Raw genomic sequence first — 16,149 nt, 5'->3', positions numbered from 1 at the left:
ACAGGGGTGCTTTGCTCATCGACTGGTCCTTTCACCTGCGGCGACCGCTTCGAGACGCTCGTCGTATTCCTGAGCGGTGAGATCGTCGGCGGGCTCGCCTGCCTCCATACGGCTGTCGGTGTGCACCATCGCCGTCTCTATCGACGACAGCTGGTGCTTGACTACGTAGGATCGGGTGCCGATCTTCCACAAGCCGACGCCTTGGCGCAGGTAGCGCAACAGGTTGGTTTCGACATCGGAGGTGCCCAGGAACTCGCGGGCCTGGTCGAGGCTTCCGGTGGCCTGCCGGTAGGAGACCCGCACCCCACAGTCCTCGATCAAGCCACGGGCGATGCGCACCTGCTCGGAGTCCGCGGCACCTGATGCGGCCAAATCGGAGAACCGATGGAAGGCCAGGATGTTGGCGATGCCAAAGGCTCGGGCGAGTTTGAGCTGCTCACGCATCCGCCGGATCAGTGGAAGATGCCGGGCGACCAGAGCGAATTCGTCGTAGATACAGACCCGTGGCGGTGCGTCCGGCGACGAGAGTTCGGTTTCCAGCCAGCTCTGGGCGCAGGTCATCGCCATCGCGGTCATCGCGTCGGAGGCCCGGATCGTGCGCAGATCCAACACTGCGCCCGGTTGCGCGAAGTCGAGCCGGGCCGAGGAATCGGCGGGACCGTCGAACACCCCGCCGAGCGCGCCGCCGATCAGCCGTTCCAGCGCGAGCCGGACCCGGCGGGAGTCGGCGACGAACACGTCCGCCGGGTATTGCAGCTGGGCGAGGCGGTGCTGCCACAGCTGCGGGTCTCCGGCGGCGGCGAGCACCGTGCTCAGGGTGGGGGTGGCCATGCGGCCGGCGGTGGTGTCGTCTTCGCGGGTGACCGCGTCGACGGCGTACTCGATGAGGCTGCGCTCGGCTTCCTGCAACGGCCCGCCGAGCTGGATCTCCAGCAGTCCTTCCAGCAGCAGCAGTCGCCGGGAGCGTTGCAGTTGCAGCCACTGCTGTTCGGTTTGGTCGGGGTGCCGCCGGATCCCGGCCAGGGGGTTCATGACCACCCCGAGGCCGGGGCCGAGCCGGACCGGGGTGATGCCCGCGGCTGCGGCGAGTTGCTCGTACTCGCCTTTGACGTCGCAGCAGTAGAACTTGGTGCCGAACGGGATTCCCCGAAACGCCAGCGTTTTGAGCAGGCTGCTCTTGGCCGTGCCGATCTCGCCGGTCACCGCCATGTTCGGCGCTGACAAGGCTTTGTACCGGTACAGCTCGTGCAGGGAGCAGGTGAACGCCGAACGGGAGTACACCTCCATGCCGATCAGTGGGCCGTCGATCGGCAGACCCGGGTCGGTGACGAACGGATACACGCTGCACAGCTGCGCACTGGTCGTGACCAGCGGCGGCAGCCGCAGCCGCCAGGCGACCCGGCCGGCCGCGCGGCCAGGCTGGCCGCGCCAGCCGGCACGCGCGGGGCCGAGCAGCCGGTCGGTGTCATGGTCAACAGCGCGCCGTTCACGCCGGTATGCCCGGTCGGCGTCGGCCAGGTCGCGGGCCTCGGCGACCTGCTGGATCCGGTCGCTGAGGGAGCCTTCGCGGCGCAGCCGGGCGCTCATGCGAACCACCCGCGCATCGGCTTGAGACCACGGGCCAGCGGCAGCGCCCCAGCCAGAAAACCCTGGTCCTGTTCCCCGGCCAACGAGACGGCCTCGCAGCCAGATCGCGACAGGATGCGTTTGACCGCGCGGACGTCGCGGTCGAGGTCCTTCTCGCTGGCGGCGGTGACGGTGACCAGCAGTGCGTACCGGTAGCGGACGTGGCCGCGGGCCTGCTCGGCGTCGATCTGCTCGACCGCACGCGCCTCTTCACGTTCGGCCGCGGTCTGCACCAGCCGTAGCTTGCGTTTGGTGAGATCGTCACCGGCTCTGGCGACCTTCTCTCGGCGGGTGGCCAGCGCGGCGAGCTGCGCCGGGACCGGCTGGGCGACCAGTGTGACGGCCCGCCGGCAGGTCGTACGCATATAGAGAGGTGTCAGCCACGTCGGTGGCACCTGCTGCCGCGGCATCTGCGCCACCCACAGCGTGCGGGAGTATCCGGAGTCGTGCTGGTAGGTGTGCCAGCCCAAAGTGCGTGCGGCGACCGGGCCCGCCAGGCGCGGCGCCACCCCGGCCGGGGTCCGGCCGATGCCGGGCGGGGTGCTGCTGCGCAGGTCGACGACTTCCTGATCGTCGGGGTCGAACTGGGTGCGGATCACCGCCGCGTACGCGCGCGGCGACAGCCAGCCACCGGTGGTGACACCGGCCTCCGCGACGGCCGCTTCGATCCCGGTGAGCCGATCCAGGATGACCGTGGCAATCGCGGTGTCGGTGCCGCCGGCATCGGCGATCTCCCCGGACAGCTTCGCTACGTCGAACACCACGGCCAGGTGGATCTCGTGGCGCTGCGCGGCCGGGGCCGCGGCCGCGGTCAGCTCCGCCAGAGACTCGTACGCTGCCGAGGTCGTGTCCACCGCCCTGTGGATGAGGAACCGCTGGGCGCGGTTACCGGAGTCCGGCACCGCCCGGGCGGTGGCCGACCACCGCACCAGGCCGGCGTCGGCGTATTCGCTGCCGAGAATGTTGAGGACCTGCGCCCAGTCGGTCAGCCGCTGCGTCTGGACGTCACTGTCGGCCAGGATCAGGTTGGCGCCGAAGCACAGCAGCGCCGCCGTCACCGTGCGTTCTTTGCGGTGGTGCAGCAGGCCGATCTCGGTGGTGCCGTCCGCTGCGACCGCGGGCAGCCAGCGGTAGGCGGCGGCCGGGCCGGGCAGGTCCAGGTGCTCGCCGACGGTGTTGGCCCCGTGCGGGCCGCCCCGGTAGTGGTGCTGGCGTGTCCGGCGCTGGATCAGCGCCGCGATCACGACGGGGGTCCACTCGGTGATGCGCCGGCCTTTGAACCGCAACAGGCCGAAGTTGATCAGCAACAGGCCGAGGGCAAACATGCCGGCAGCGGCGGGTTTGCTGACCGCGAGCAGATTCAGGCCGACGACCGAGGCGATCAGACCGGCGACCACCATGCCGATCTGCGACCAGGTGAATCCCAACACTGCGCCACGCGAACTCCGCGGCGGAAACTCGAACTTCATCATGGATATCTCCCAGGTCAAAGGGGCACGATCGGGGCGTCCGCCACTGCCGAAGCACCGCCTGCTTTCGCCGCCCCGCCGCCGGACCCGCCGGACCCCGAGGCCTGCTCGTCGGCGGAAGGTGCAGACGTGTCGCCGCCGTGCGCGTTGGGCGCTGTCCCGGCCGGGTCGCCGCCGGCCGCAGCGCCAGAGGGCTGTCCATCTGTGTGGCCGCCACCCGAGTCGGCAGAGGTATCACCGGAGATCGCCGTCGTGGCCTGGTCCGCGCTGGCGGCCGAGGACGTGTCGCCGTGCGTTACACCTGTTGGGTCCGCCCCGGCCGCTGACTGCGGGGTCAGCGGAAGCGATCCGCCGCTGCTGTCGCCGGGCGCGGTCAGCTGTCCGCTGGACAGGGTGTGCTGGGCGCTGCTATTGGCGGCTCGGATGCCGTCGGCTTCTTGCGCGTTCGGACTCTGCCGGCCATCTGCGCCAGCCTGCTCGCCTTGGCTGCCGGGCGCGTCAGTAATCGGGGAGCCGACGGCGCCGCCGTCTTCGCCGCGGCTGGCCGCCTGCGCCACGTCACGGCCGGGTCCGGCGCCGATGCCGGCCATCTGACCGACCGGGTTGGTCGGCATGCTGGAGGCATTCGCGTTCATCACCCCGGCGGCGTCATCACCGCCACCGCCCGCCACGCTTTGGGCGCCCTCGCGGAGGCCGTCGATGACGTTCGCGCCGTTCATCAGCGGCCCGCCGAGCGCGGACAGCATCCCGTGCACGTTGACGTCGGACAGGTAGCCGTCCCACATCGACGTGAGCTTGAGCAAAATGAACGGTGCGAGCACCATCAGCCAGATCAGCAACATGGACTGCAGGACGGTGCTCAGGTCATCAGACTCGTAGGTGGAGCGGCCGCCGTAGATCCACAGCTGGACGATCCAGTATTTGCTCGAGCCGAGCGCGTTGACCGTCCAGAACCAGCGGCGCGGCCAGTGCTTCGTTTCGTCCATGACGAAACCGGTCATCGCCATCGCCCCGAGCAGCGCGGCACCGGTGGTAAGCACACCGCGGAACAGCATGATGATGAACAGCAAGATCAGACCGACGATGCCCAGCACCCCGAACAGCCCGGCCAGCAGCAGCGTCTCTGCCCCGGTGTTCAGGTTGGTCAGGGCGGTAACCAGCTTGGAGGCGTCCCACGGCTTGTCTGCGTTGGCCTCCAGCGCGGCCACTGCCGCCTGATCCCAGGCGGTCACGATCACGTAGGCCAGACCGCCGGCAAAGGTGATGCCCAGCACCGCCTTGACCAGGCCGCCGAGTGTCGCCAGTGGCGTGGGCCCGCCACGAAGCCTCAAGCCGTTGACGATCGTCGCGATGATGAAGAATACGAAGATCAACATGACGAGAGTGCCGGCCACGGAGTTGTAGACGCCGTAGAAGGCCTGGTCCGGGCTGGCGATCGACGTCTCGGCGAAGACGAGCTCGGCCAGCCTGCTGAGCAGGTATACCTCGGCCTGCACGATCGCATCGACCAGGCCTTGGATACCGGTGCGGATACCGCCGGCGACCGCGTCCTTCGTGCCCTCCGTGATTTGGCAGTCGACTTCGAGCGTCCCGCACTCCTTCTCCTGCGGGCTCGGGTCGTACGCCGCCGCCGTCCATGCCTCGACCTGCTGCGAGCATTGGGTGTGTTTGTCGCGCCACATGCCGAAGCGGGTGGCGTCGGTCTCGTTCCTCATCTGCTCGCCGAACAGCCCGCACCGGACCAGCGCGGCGAGCCCGTCCTTGCCGCTCGGGCCGTCCATCAGCACCGACGCGGTGCCGTCCGCCGGCGGCGAGTCCAAGGTGACCGAGGCGGCGGCGCAGGACGTGCGCTCCTCGTCGCTGGTCGCCTTGCTGCACTGGGTGACCCAATGTGACGCGCTTCCGGCAGGCGGCGTCTCGACCCGAACCACCCACGGCATGCACCAGGCAACCGATCCGGGTGCCTTCTGCGCGCACGCGGCATCCACGGGTGCCCGTGGTGCCGCGTGCGCGACCCCGGCGGAGGCAAGGAGAAGGGCCGCACCGGCCAGCACGATCAGCAGCACACGCCGTACCCGCTGGCCAGAAGACCCGTGTCTCTTGAGCGGGAAGGCGAACAACGCGGCCATCATTTGGCCAGAAGCACGGAGACGATTGTGGTCGCCGAGCCCACGATCACCGCGACCAACCCGGCCTTCCACATCATGCTTTTGCCGCGATCACTGATGATGTGGGCCCCGAAAACGGGGCCCACACCGAACGCGATCGCCCCTGCGAGCAGACCCGACAGCGCCGCGATCACGCCCAGAAAGAGCAGGGCGTTGGCCATGTCGTAAAAGATCCCGGTCTTCGGCACCGCATCCGGGTCGGGCCGGATTTGCTCCCAGTCGAAGTCGAACGGCGTCGATATGGGCGTCGGGTCCGCTGGCGCCTGCATCACCGCGGTATGTAGCCAGGCTGTCAGGTCGTAGGGCATCGTCGTCAGCCGCATCAGGCACGCTCCTCATTCGCAGGAGCCGCTGCAGGTCGCTCGGCAGCACACCGTTGCAGCACGGCGTCCGCGACGTGCACCAGTGCGGCACGAGTGCGCCGGTGCAGCTGCCGCGGATCGATCGGCTCCGGTTGGGCAAGGCGCGGGTCGTACGGCACGGTCAGCACCGCCCCCGCGATGTCGTCGGCCTGCCGGGCCACGGCACGCACCTGGCGCGGTACCGATGGTGAGGTGGCCATGATCACCAGCACGCAGTCGCGGGCGACGCGAGCGTTGCCGGTGGCGGTCAGGTGGGTCAGTAGCCGCAACGAGTGCCGCAGACCGTCCGTGCTGGCCCGCGTGACCAGCACCGGGACTGTCGCTGCGGCGAGGCTGCGCCACACCGAAGCTGTCACCGCTGGGGCGAGATCCCAGACCGTCAGCGCGAACAACTGGCGCAGCCGGTCGGCGAGGGCGCTGGCCTCGTCGGGGCGAGGTGGCCGGCGTTCCCTGGCTTCGATCTCGCCGACCAGGGCAAGGAGCCCGGATGGGCCGCGCTGGGCCCAACGCTCGACGTCGGCGCGGCTGGTGAGTGTGCCGAAGTCCCGCACGGTGTCCCAGACGGTGGCCCAATTCTGCCGGCCGACCCGGGCGCCGAGGCCGTTCCACGGCGCCGGAACCATGTCGACAGCGATCACCGGTTCCGGCGCCGCCAGGGCCAGCAGCCCGCCTAGCGCAGCAGCGAGAGTGGACCGGCCCACGCCGCCGTCAGCCGACGAGATGGCCACGACCGCGCCGGGATGTAACGCTGCGGCGCTACGCCAGGCCCGCTCGGCGACGGCTGCGGGCCCGAACTGGTTCGGCACTGGCCTGGGCTCATGGATTGCCGGCCGGCCGGCCGGAGGGCTCAATGCTCCGCCGGGGATCATGGTAGTTCGGGGTACGCATGGTGCGGGAACCGCTGCGGCGGCGCTAATCCTCGCCGCCGGACGGGGATGCGCCGCTATTTCCGCGCCCCCGTCAGCACTATTGATGCGGTGGTCGCGGATGAAAGAAGACGGCGGGTCAGGCAAGGGCATGCGTCCCCCGGAAGCTGATCGATGACCGCGGTGGCGGGCCGGCGGCATTCCGATGGGGTCGAATGCCACCGGCCGGCTTCCTGGCACGGCCGCCTCAGGGCGACCGGTGATCGGCTTGTCAGCACGCCTGCCGCGAATGTCCTCGCGTCCTGGCGTCCCGTCCGGCAGTCCCGGCACAGTTGCGCACCCTTACGGCACAGCTGCCTGGCATGGCGCCAGCGCGCCCCCCGCGCGTCCGGTGACCCGCCACCGACGGGCGTTGATCACGTGATCGACGATGCCGTTCAGGACAGCCCATGAATAGTTGTCTGCGGTTGTCCGGGGTAGTCCCGCATCCATCCACAGAGCCTCTGACCTGCGCATCTGTTGAGCGATGCGAGGTGTCAACGGTCAAGACGAAGTCTTGGCTGATGGTCTTTTGATCTCGTCGTGGGCGGACAGCAGAATTCCATGCCGGTGGCCAGGTGTTCTGGGGTCTGGCTAGGTTGCGAGGGCTTGGACGCCGTGGCCGGCGAGAGCTTGTTGCAGGCGGTGGCTGTCGCCCTTGGTGGTGATGACGTGGGCGTGGTGCAGGAGCCGGTCGACGGTCGCGGTAGCGATCGTTTTCGGCATGATCGTGTCGAAGCCGGATGGGTGGATGTTGCTGGTCACGGCGATGGATCGGCGTTCGTAGGCGGCGTCGACGACGCGGTAGAAGGCTTCGGCGGCGTCGGCTCCGGCGGGGAGCATGCCGATGTCGTCGACCACGATCAGGTCGGCGCGGCAGATCCTGGCGACGGTGCGGGCCACCGACCCGTCGGCTTTGGCCCGGCCGACGGTGTTGGTCAGGGTTTCGAGGGTGAACCAGGCGACGCGCAGGTCGTGGTCGATGGCCTGCTGGGCGAGGGCTTCGACGAAGTGGGATTTGCCGGTGCCGGAGGGCCCGGCGATGGCCAGGTTCTCTGCTCGGGCGATCCATTCGAGGGTGGTCAGGCCTTGCTGGGTGGCGGTGGGGATGCCGGAGTCGTCGGGCCGCCAGCTGTTGAAGGTTTTGCCGGTCGGGAAGTTCGCGGCTTTGCGGCGGGTGCGGCGTCCGGCGTTGTCGCGGCCGAGGACTTCCTCGGCGAGTAGGACGCGTAGGACTTCGGCAGGGTCCCAGCGTTGGGCTCGGGCGGTCGCCAGGACGTCCGGAGCCGCGGCCCGCAGGTAGGGGAACCGCATCCGGCGAAGCAGGGCGTCGAGGTCGGCGGGCAAGGGCGGGGCGGCCGGTGTCTGATCTTGTCGGCGGCTGCGGGAACGCGGCGCGCGGACGGTGGCGGGTTCGCTGGTCATGCGCCGTACTCCTTCCAGGAGCTGGTGCCGGGCTGGACGGAGAACGTCTCGTCGGCGCGGACGACGTCGGCGGGGTCACCAGCGCAGGCCAGGTGGTCGAGGATGCTGGCGAGGTCGTGTTCGCCGAACCGGCCCGCGGCGGCGGCCAGGCCCAACGCGTGATCGACGCGTTCAGCGTCGAGGATGGTGGCCAGTTCGACCGCCCGGGCCATCTTCGCCCGGACCCGCGTGGCACCGGTCGCGGCGGCTTCGACCAGCCAGTCGTGGGCGCCGGACCCGAGCTCGAGGAAGGCGGCTTCGGCGGTGGTGCGGGGTTTCGGGCGGGGTGGGTTCGGGCCTCCGCCTAGGTTCGGATGCCCCGGGTAGTGCTCGTCGAGGATGGACGGGTTGCCGGGTGTCGACAGCCGGTGCCGGGCGATCTCGGTGACACCGGTGCTGGTCATGGCGGTGATCGCGAGGTGGTCGCCGACGACTCGGCACCAGGCCCGCTCACCGATGTGCCCGGGCGGCGTCGAGTAACGCACGGATCCGAACCGGACCGTCTGATCCTCGTTGACCAGGCGTTCCTCGCCCAAAGCGGTCGTGTGGGGGTCGGCGGGCAGCGGGTGCAGCAGGCCGCGTTCGACCGTGAGGCGTTCGATCGGGGCGACCGAGGTCTCCCGGTGCGGTCGGGCGTTGACCTTCTCGCACCAGTTTTCGCAGGCGGTGACCAATTCGGTGAATGAGTCGTAGGCCCCGCGCAGATTGGCGCTGGTCGGGACCAGGTCTGCTTTCGCGATCTTCACGGTGGCTTCGACACCGCCTTTGCTCTCGGGGTCGAAGGGTTCGCAGGTCGCGACGGTGACGCCGTAGTGGCGGCCGGCGGCGACGATCTGCGGATGCCTCACGGCGACACCGGCGACGTGTTCGATGGTGACGGTCTTGGCGTTGTCACCGAGTAGATAGGCCGGGGCGCCGCCGAGACGCCGCAGGGTGGCATCGAGGCAGGCGACCAGCGTGCCGAGGGTCTGGTCCCAGGTCGGGATCACGATCCGGAACCGTGACCAGGCCAGCCAGGCGCAGAACAGGCTGGTCTTGCGGCCGTCCACCCGCGGGCCGTCGCCCCAGTCGAACTGCAACCACAGGCCCGGCTCAGCAACCCAGGGCCGATAGACGCGCCGGTTGCCGGCCCGCCATGCGGCCTTGGCGGCCTGCACCGCCCGCCGGGTGGTGCGTTCGGTGCCGGTGAACCCCATGACGAGCAGGCGTTCATGCACCTTGTCCGCCCGGATCTTCGCCTTGGACCGATCGACGAGTTCTTCGACCTTCGGCAGGAACACGTCGATCAACTTCGGCCGGGCCGCCCGCACGAACGGGTCCCCGCCGACGTCGCGCAGGCTCACATACCGCTGCACCGTCTTCGGGTCGCAGCCGGCGAGTTGGCCGGCCGAGTACGCGCAGCCGGTCAGGTCGAAAGCTTCCAGAATCTCCATTATTTCCCTGTCAGACTTGGTCACGGTCTCTCCGGTCCGATCGAGTGCAAGGGTCAGCACCCGCACCGATCGGCCGGAGAGATCCGATTTCAGAAGGTCGGGACCGAGATCACCTGACCCCACACCAGGAATTCCGGTGTCCGCGAACCGGGAGATCCGGTGCCCGCGAGCCAGGACTCAACTGTCCGCTGACAAGGATTTTCGCGTTTCCGCTAGCACGAGGAGCGACTGCTGTGTGGGAGCAGCCCATGAGAGGGTGGCCAAGAATTGTTCAGGTTGATCTATACGTTGGGTCCGCTTAGAGATCGTTCTGCGGGTCGCAGTAGATAGTGATCAGACGTGATCGCAAGCTCGCTACACAAGCGCCGATCCAGCACGACGCCGATCCTGGAACAGGGGAAGGCAGGGCGCTCAGCTCAGTGCACCGCAAGACGCGGCACCACTCGACGACCTGCATGGCGACCGCGCAGCACCAGCAGCATCGGCTACCTAGGGCACTCACCACTTACCTACGGGGCCGGGCAAGACCGTGTCGTCGCCGTGTGGCGGTCAGGACTGAACGGGGACGGCGGTCGAGAGCTCTTCGACGAAGTCGTCGATTTGGCGGGTTGTGACGCCGGGCATGCAGATGAGGTGTGACCATCCATCGGTGGACGGTAGGCGCCATCGTGTGCGTACGGCGTCCGGTGGCTCGCGCAGCATCACGGTGAAGGCGCCGGGGTTGCGCCAGTGGGGCCAGCCGATGTGGTGCAAGCGCCGGCAGGTGTAGGTGGCGATGTCTCTGGCGCGGTGGGTGCGATCGGACAGCCCCGCCGTTCCGAGGATGTCGAGTGCGTGGGCGAGCATGACCACGCCGAGGCCCGTGCGCGATCCGCTGATCGAGGCGTCTGGTGCGCCGATGTACCGGATCGCCGCAGGCGTGTCGCTGGGGCCACGCCGGGCGAGCGCCACGCCGCAGATCAGGGGTGTACCGAAGAATTTGTGGCCGCTGATGCTGATGCTGTCAGCGCCGTCCGCCAAGTCGAAGGCTGGCCGGTCGGCGGTGAGCGCCAACGGGACGCCGGCGAGGGCGGCATCGCTGTGCACGTATCGATGGGTCACACCCGCCTCGTCGAGCGCCTCGTGGATGCGGTGCACGTCGTCGACGGCTTCGGTCATGGTGGTGCCGATGTTCGCGGTGACGATCGCCGGTCGGCTGCGCCACCGGCTGGCTTGGCGCTGCAGGTCGGCGTAGTTGATTTCTCCGGTGGGCAGGGTGGCGACGGTGATGCCGGGCAGGCCGAGCAGGTGCTCGGCCTTCGCAACGCTGTAGTGGGCGGCGTCGGAGTGGTAGGCGATCGCGTTGGGTAAGCGGGTGCGGCCGAGCCACAGTCCGTAGTGGTTGCCTTCGGTGCCGCCGCTGGTGACGTATCCCGTCCAGCCGGGTGGTGCGCGGAACAGCTCCGCGAAGTAGCCGAGGACGTCGCGTTCGATGCCTTTGGCGTGCATCGGGTGGATGCCGTCGGTCCAGGGGTCGCCGACGTTGTTGAGCAGCACGCCGAGCAGTGGCGCCAACGGTCGGTAGTCGATGTCGACGGCGCAGGGGAAGCCGATGCTGGTGTAGGAGGCCGTGGTGAGACGGTCCAGCAGCTGCTCAAACGGGGGTGTCATCGTCGGCCTGGTTGTGGCGGCACGCTGCCAGTGGTGGGGCCGGTTTAGGTTGATGGTCACGGTTTTGCTCCGATGCGGCTTCTGGTAATGCCGGTCAGATCCCGGCACGTCTGGTCGAAGTCGGTGCTGTGACGGGTGGCCGGCGGATCAAGTCGCATGGTGTTTATCCCCATGACGGTGAGCGCCTGATGCCCGGGCTCGCGAGTCGCAGCTCTTCAGCCCGGCCGTGCGGGCGGGTCAGTTGATGGTGATGTGGTGGCGGGTGAGCCAGGCGTTGACCTCGATGAGGTAGGCCACGGTGGTATGCCAGTCGCGGACCGGGACGGTGGCGGGCTGCGTGAGCACGTGCCGGACGCGGTCGCGGTGCAGCAGCCCGTGCAGTGGTGCGGACGTGTCGGTAACGACCGCCAGGAGGCGGTCGCGTTGGGTCTTCTCCCAGGCCGGCAGCAGGTGGGCGCCGGGGAACTGCCGTTGGGGCAGCCAGGTGACCGCGGGTGGCAGTAGATCGGCGGTGGCGTGGCGCAGCAGGCCGTTGGGGATGCCGAGCAGGTGCCGCATCGGCCAGGGCGTGTTCCACAGCAGTTGAGCGAGCAGCCAGTCCGCGCACGGGGTGTGGACGGTGACGCCGGCTGCGGCGGCGAGCTGGTCGAGGCGGAGCAGTAGTGACGGCAGATGCTGAGTGATGGCGAGGTGATGCATGATCCTTCGCCGGTGGGCGATGACGTCGTCCCCGTCGGCGGGCGAGATGTCGTCGATGGCCTGCTGGAAACGCATCGTGCGGTAGCCGCCGGGGATCAGGTGCCAGCGGGCGTCGTCGTCGAGCAGATCGGTGGCCGCCAGCCCGGACGCGAGCCACGGGAACTCGTCGTGGGCGAGCGCTTGCGGGTCATGCAGCCAGCGGTAGCCGCCGAAGACGGCGTCGGCGCCCATCCCGGACACGATGCTGGTGTGGCCGTGGCCGGCGACGTGCCGCAGCACCGCCATCAGCGGCGCGTCGAGGTTCGCCGGGCTGGGGAAGTCGAGGGCCTGGCGGGCAATGGCGGCGGCGTCGAGAAGGCGGTCCGTGCCGGCGGCGACGATGGTGTAGTCCATGCCGAGGTGCGCTGCGGTACGTGCGGCGGCGGTGATGTCGGCGCCGACGCCCGGTGGTTGGTCGCCGGGTTCGGCGAGCGTGAGCGAGTAGCCGCTGCCGCGGTTGACGTCGGGCCGGGCGTTGAATGCTGCGACTACGGCGGAGGCGATGCCGCCGGACAGCAGCACCGCTCCGGCGGGGCGCTGGCGCAGCGGCAGAGTCTTCTCGGCGAGGGCCTGCCGCAGGCTGTGGGCGGTGCCGTCGAGGTCCTGGCCGTGCTGTTCGGCTTCCATCTGCCAGTACCGGTGCAACCGGATTCCGGCGGGGGTGGCGCGCAGCAGTTGGCCGGGCATCAGCTCACGGACGTTGCGGATCACGCCGTGCCCCGGTGTCCGGGTGGCGCCGAGGGTGAGTAGCTCGTTGAGGCCGTCAGCGTCGATGACCGCGGGAACGTCGGGATGGGCCAGCAGGGCGGTCGCCGCGGTGGCGAACAGTATCCCGTTAGCCTGCGGCGTCCAGTAGAGGGTTTTGGTGCCGAGCGGGTCGCGGATCAGCAGGAGTTGCCGTTTCGGGTTGTCCCAGATCGCGATGGTGTAGGAGCCGTCGATCCGGTCGACCAACGCAGCACCCCACTGCCGGTAGGCGTACAGAAGCACCTCGGCGTCGCTGGCCAGCGGCCGGGCTCGCAGGTACAGCTGCTCCTCTAGGCGGATGCGGTTGGTGAGGTGGCCGTCGATGAGCAGCATCACGTCGGGCTCCGCACCTCCCGGCGGACGCCAATCGCTGTAGCCGGTTGCCGGGCCGCGGCGGGCCAAAGCCGCGTGCCGACTCGTCGTGGTGAGACTGTCCGGGCCTGCGGTAGGGCCGAGAGCAGCGGCGAGCTTTTGCAGGCTGGGGCGTTGTTCACGCAGGTCGCGGGCGGTGTCGATCCAGCCGGTGATACCCATGCCTTTGGTCTCCTGGGCAGTCGCGGGAACATGAATGAGGAAGGTGCCGCAGGGCCCCACCGGGTTAGGCAGCCGGTCGCCGCGTGCTGGTGGCGGCTCCGGGAGTGACGGCGGCCCGCAGGGTCGGCCACAACGGTGGGCCTGCGGGCAGCCAGACCGGCTCGGTGGGCTGGTACCCGGCGTCCATGAGCAGGCCTAGCTGTGCCTGTGTGCTCGCGTATGCGGCGGAGGCGACGCCCAGGCGGTCCAGCCGCGAATGCCGGTATGCGAGCAGGGTCGCTGCGGCATCCGGGTCGTCGGTGGCGAGAGCGACCAGCTGTAGGTGCGGAATCGGTGGCTGGCAGCGAGCGGTGATATCGAGCAGCAGCCGCGCTGCCTCGGTGTCGTCGCCGCAGACCTGGGCCAGGCGCCGCGCAGAGTCGGTGGGTGCCGGGATTGGCTGGGTACGGTCGAGCCAGATCGCTGCCGCGCTGTGGTCGTCGAGCACATCCACGTAGCCGAACCGCCGGGCATGGTCGATAAGGATCTTGAGGCAGCCCTGCAATACCGGCCGCCGGCGGCGGGCGTCCGGGACGAGCCACGTCGCCGCCGGGTAGCGCCATGCGAAGTCGGCGATGAGGGTTGCCACGGCGGGGATCTCGGCCCGGCTGGCACAGGTGACTGCTGCTACTGCCGGGCGGTTGCCGGCCGGTACCGAGTGTGCTGGTGCGCCGCGTCGACTGCCGTGCCCCATTCTGGTGGCGGCTATCGAAGGCACGGCCAGATCACCTGATGAGCAGCGGGTGGAAGGTCACGGCGCGCGTGGAATGTGCGCCCCACCGACGCCGCGAGCGTGGCGTCATCGCAGCGCGTCGCGGCGGCCACGAGCGCCAGCCGCGATCCGCCGTCAATAGCCATGTCCAGTGCCTGGGAAGCGCCGACGCACGCAGCAGCGACGGCGAACAGAAATAGCTCGGGTGCGATCATCGAGGCGGTTCCTGTCTGCGGTGAAGGCGATCAGCGGTATATCCGTACGAGCGAGCCGGGCCGGACCTGTGTCAAGGCGTCGAACGCGGCAGCCGGTACCCGCAGACATGCACGGCACGGATCGTCGTCATCAGTCACCCCGGGCCCGGGATGGATGGCGACTGTTCCCGGGATACCGGTACACGTCGGCGAAGCGGGGCTGTGCGTGGCGAGCGCAAGCACCCGTGGTGATGGACGGCGCTCGGCTCCGGGAACCAGGGCGAGCAGGAACGTCCGGCCATCTGGGAGTGGCGTCTGCTCAGAGCCGGCGGCGACCTGCCAGCCACCGGTCAGCCGACCGTCGGTGAGCAGTTGGAGCCGGCCGGAACGCCTGTGCACCCGGATCTCATGCGGGGTGTGGCTGCGGTCTAGGTCCGAGGTGGTGATCCAGCCTCTCGCGCCGTTGGGGTGTGACGGCAGCAGGACCCGCACCCAGCCTGGCTGCTGGTCGATCACCGGCAGCCAGGTGTCGCTGCCGCATTGCTGGGTCGGCAGCCAGGCGATTGCCGGGCCGCCCGGCCGTGTGTAGATGTGCACCGGCTGCCGGTTGTGCACGATCACCCCGGCGGTGCCGGCAGTGACAGCGACATCGCCCGGCGCAGCGCTAACCTTGCGGCCGGCCGCGGCTTCCGGCAGGAGGGTCAGCTCCGCTAGGTCCGTGGTGGAGGGCGTGGGCCTGATCGGCATGACCGGTTCCCTGCGGTAGGGATCGGATCCTGCCGGCCTACCGCCGCTGCGGTGTCGCAAGATCATCGGAGTAAGTAGAGCTAGTCCGGCTACGGTGCAGGCGACAGCACCTGTCCATCTGCGGCCGGTCAGGATGTGAAAGCTGGCAGGTAGCCAGCGCCCGCCGGTTCGCGCCGCATTTCCGGCCCTCCGGACTCGATTCCTCACGGCGTTCCCGCCGAGCCTGTTGCCGCCGAGCGTCGCTCAGCCCGGCGGCAGGCCACCACCAGCCGCACCAGGTTCATCCGGCGCCGCACCACGGCGGGCGGTGCAGAGGCCGAGCAGCTCGCCCGCAACCCCCAGACCTGTCGGATATCCGGCACTGAAGGTGGCATGTGGACCCGCTGACTCAGCCTGGTGACCTCGTTTAGAGTTCGGTGAACTTTGATCACGTCTCGACCCTCAACCACTCGCAACGTGATCAATAGATGACTACGGTTGTCTCCGGTTGTCTTGGGTAGTCCCGCGAAGGCACCGACGTGCTCGAAGTGGCACAGCCAACGGGCGGGACGAGCCAGGATTCAGTCCCGCCCAGGGCACAGATGTGAATGTGAGTACCGGGGGACGACATGAGTGCGATGCCGCACCAACTGCTGCCGCGTGACGTCGGGATCGGGCTTCCGGACCCGGTGCGTCAGGCGCTGAACATGATGGCGGCTGGGTGCAACCGGGCCGCCATCATGGTGATTCATGCTGCGGCGCTCCAGGTTCAGTACACGACAGAACGTGAAACGCACATCCCGGACAGCGTTTCGGGGCAGGCGCCGGGTGAGGGTTCCTCACTCTCCCGGGTGATCGTCGATCTCGAGATGACGGCTGACAGCTGCCATGCCCAGAGCCTGGTGGTGCTGGCCAAGGCCGCTGCGGATTACGCCATCTACGCGACGCAGGTAGCGGCGGACGTGATTGCGGGTCGGCAGCCGCCGATGCCCGGGTCCGAGCGGATCAAACCATCCGATCTGATCACGGCGCTCAGCCACTATGTGCCGCCAGTCCAGTTTCCGGTGACCGAGTCCGTCTCGACAGAGATGCGACAACAATGCCGCTTCGTCGCAGAGGCCTACGCGACGTTGCGCAACGTCGTAGAGAACCAGTTGATCGGCGAAGACAAGGCCCTCTACGACGACAGAGCTGCGGTGGCTGCCAACGCAGGAGGTACCACCGGCATCTCGGCGGCCTTCCCCGAGGCTCTGCACGGCTACGCGGCTGCTGTTACCTGGGCTTTAGGCGTCTACACGGATTTCGCCGACGAAGGCGAAACCAGCTGAAGTCGGCGATGCCTTTTTTGTCGCCCACAGCGAGTCTTCATCTGGGAGGCGAAG

The 16,149-nt window shown here is 68.9% G+C and carries 13 protein-coding genes; 1 reads left to right on the top strand and 12 read right to left on the bottom strand.

Features of this window, described 5'->3' with window-relative positions; all coding sequences use genetic code 11:
• Positions 1–15: 15 nt before the first annotated feature.
• The 12 genes from J5X75_RS03700 to J5X75_RS03645 form a co-directional block, all read right to left on the bottom strand.
• Positions 16–1,587 (bottom strand): putative type IV secretion/conjugal transfer ATPase, encoded by a 1,572-nt coding sequence (locus tag J5X75_RS03700; protein ID WP_238487286.1) that lies wholly within the window; start codon positions 1,585–1,587, stop codon positions 16–18.
• Complete coding sequence (locus J5X75_RS03695) at positions 1,584–3,095, bottom strand: SCO6880 family protein (RefSeq protein WP_372450835.1); 1,512 nt, start codon at positions 3,093–3,095, stop codon at positions 1,584–1,586. The genes J5X75_RS03700 and J5X75_RS03695 overlap by 4 nt, the downstream gene beginning before the upstream one ends.
• A gap of 17 nt (positions 3,096–3,112) precedes the next feature.
• Positions 3,113–5,161, bottom strand: a complete 2,049-nt coding sequence (locus tag J5X75_RS03690; RefSeq protein ID WP_208465841.1) for a hypothetical protein — start codon at positions 5,159–5,161, stop codon at positions 3,113–3,115.
• A gap of 62 nt (positions 5,162–5,223) precedes the next feature.
• Positions 5,224–5,586, bottom strand: coding sequence for a hypothetical protein (locus tag J5X75_RS03685; RefSeq protein WP_238487285.1), 363 nt, complete (start codon positions 5,584–5,586; stop codon positions 5,224–5,226).
• Positions 5,586–6,431, bottom strand: coding sequence for a MinD/ParA family ATP-binding protein (locus J5X75_RS03680; RefSeq protein WP_208465840.1), 846 nt, complete (start codon positions 6,429–6,431; stop codon positions 5,586–5,588). The genes J5X75_RS03685 and J5X75_RS03680 overlap by 1 nt, the downstream gene beginning before the upstream one ends.
• A gap of 693 nt (positions 6,432–7,124) precedes the next feature.
• Positions 7,125–7,955 (bottom strand): IS21-like element helper ATPase IstB, encoded by an 831-nt coding sequence (istB, locus tag J5X75_RS03675; protein WP_208465839.1) that lies wholly within the window; start codon positions 7,953–7,955, stop codon positions 7,125–7,127.
• Positions 7,952–9,427, bottom strand: coding sequence for an IS21 family transposase (gene istA / locus J5X75_RS03670; RefSeq protein WP_208465838.1), 1,476 nt, complete (start codon positions 9,425–9,427; stop codon positions 7,952–7,954). The genes istB and istA overlap by 4 nt, the downstream gene beginning before the upstream one ends.
• Positions 9,428–9,976: 549 nt before the next feature.
• On the bottom strand, positions 9,977–11,077 hold the full coding sequence (locus J5X75_RS03665; protein ID WP_208465837.1) for a histidine decarboxylase: 1,101 nt from the start codon (positions 11,075–11,077) through the stop codon (positions 9,977–9,979).
• Positions 11,078–11,314: 237 nt separating this feature from the next.
• A complete protein-coding gene (locus J5X75_RS03660; protein ID WP_208465836.1) occupies positions 11,315–13,096 on the bottom strand; it encodes an asparagine synthetase B family protein in 1,782 nt (593 codons plus the stop codon).
• Positions 13,097–13,160: 64 nt separating this feature from the next.
• Positions 13,161–13,724: a hypothetical protein gene (locus tag J5X75_RS03655; protein WP_208465835.1), complete on the bottom strand. Its 564-nt coding sequence runs from the start codon at positions 13,722–13,724 to the stop codon at positions 13,161–13,163.
• Positions 13,725–13,840: 116 nt separating this feature from the next.
• Positions 13,841–14,062 carry a hypothetical protein gene (locus tag J5X75_RS03650; RefSeq protein WP_208465834.1) on the bottom strand — a complete coding sequence of 74 codons (222 nt, stop codon included), beginning with the start codon at positions 14,060–14,062 and terminating at the stop codon, positions 13,841–13,843.
• A gap of 30 nt (positions 14,063–14,092) precedes the next feature.
• Positions 14,093–14,788, bottom strand: coding sequence for a hypothetical protein (locus tag J5X75_RS03645; RefSeq protein ID WP_208465832.1), 696 nt, complete (start codon positions 14,786–14,788; stop codon positions 14,093–14,095).
• 608 nt (positions 14,789–15,396) lie between these two features.
• Between J5X75_RS03645 and J5X75_RS03640 the strand changes: the two genes are divergently transcribed.
• A complete protein-coding gene (locus J5X75_RS03640; RefSeq protein WP_208465830.1) occupies positions 15,397–16,095 on the top strand; it encodes a hypothetical protein in 699 nt (232 codons plus the stop codon).
• Positions 16,096–16,149: the final 54 nt, after the last annotated feature.

The organism is Actinoplanes flavus (genome assembly GCF_017592555.1).
Lineage (GTDB): Bacteria > Actinomycetota > Actinomycetes > Mycobacteriales > Micromonosporaceae > Actinoplanes > Actinoplanes flavus.
Note: the sequence above shows the minus strand (reverse complement) of the source record. Positions and strands in the feature narration are given on the sequence as shown.

What these genes read in the sequence shown, in the direction of transcription:
- J5X75_RS03700 (WP_238487286.1), bottom strand. Translation starts at nt 1,587, where the DNA reads ATGAGCGCCCGGCTGCGCCGCGAAGGCTCCCTCAGCGACCGGATCCAG.
- J5X75_RS03695 (WP_372450835.1), bottom strand. Translation starts at nt 3,095, where the DNA reads ATGAAGTTCGAGTTTCCGCCGCGGAGTTCGCGTGGCGCAGTGTTGGGA.
- J5X75_RS03685 (WP_238487285.1), bottom strand. Translation starts at nt 5,586, where the DNA reads ATGCGGCTGACGACGATGCCCTACGACCTGACAGCCTGGCTACATACC.
- istB (WP_208465839.1), bottom strand. Translation starts at nt 7,955, where the DNA reads ATGACCAGCGAACCCGCCACCGTCCGCGCGCCGCGTTCCCGCAGCCGC.
- istA (WP_208465838.1), bottom strand. Translation starts at nt 9,427, where the DNA reads ATGGAGATTCTGGAAGCTTTCGACCTGACCGGCTGCGCGTACTCGGCC.
- J5X75_RS03665 (WP_208465837.1), bottom strand. Translation starts at nt 11,077, where the DNA reads ATGACACCCCCGTTTGAGCAGCTGCTGGACCGTCTCACCACGGCCTCC.
- J5X75_RS03660 (WP_208465836.1), bottom strand. Translation starts at nt 13,096, where the DNA reads ATGGGTATCACCGGCTGGATCGACACCGCCCGCGACCTGCGTGAACAA.
- J5X75_RS03650 (WP_208465834.1), bottom strand. Translation starts at nt 14,062, where the DNA reads ATGATCGCACCCGAGCTATTTCTGTTCGCCGTCGCTGCTGCGTGCGTC.
- J5X75_RS03645 (WP_208465832.1), bottom strand. Translation starts at nt 14,788, where the DNA reads ATGCCGATCAGGCCCACGCCCTCCACCACGGACCTAGCGGAGCTGACC.
- J5X75_RS03640 (WP_208465830.1), top strand. Translation starts at nt 15,397, where the DNA reads ATGAGTGCGATGCCGCACCAACTGCTGCCGCGTGACGTCGGGATCGGG.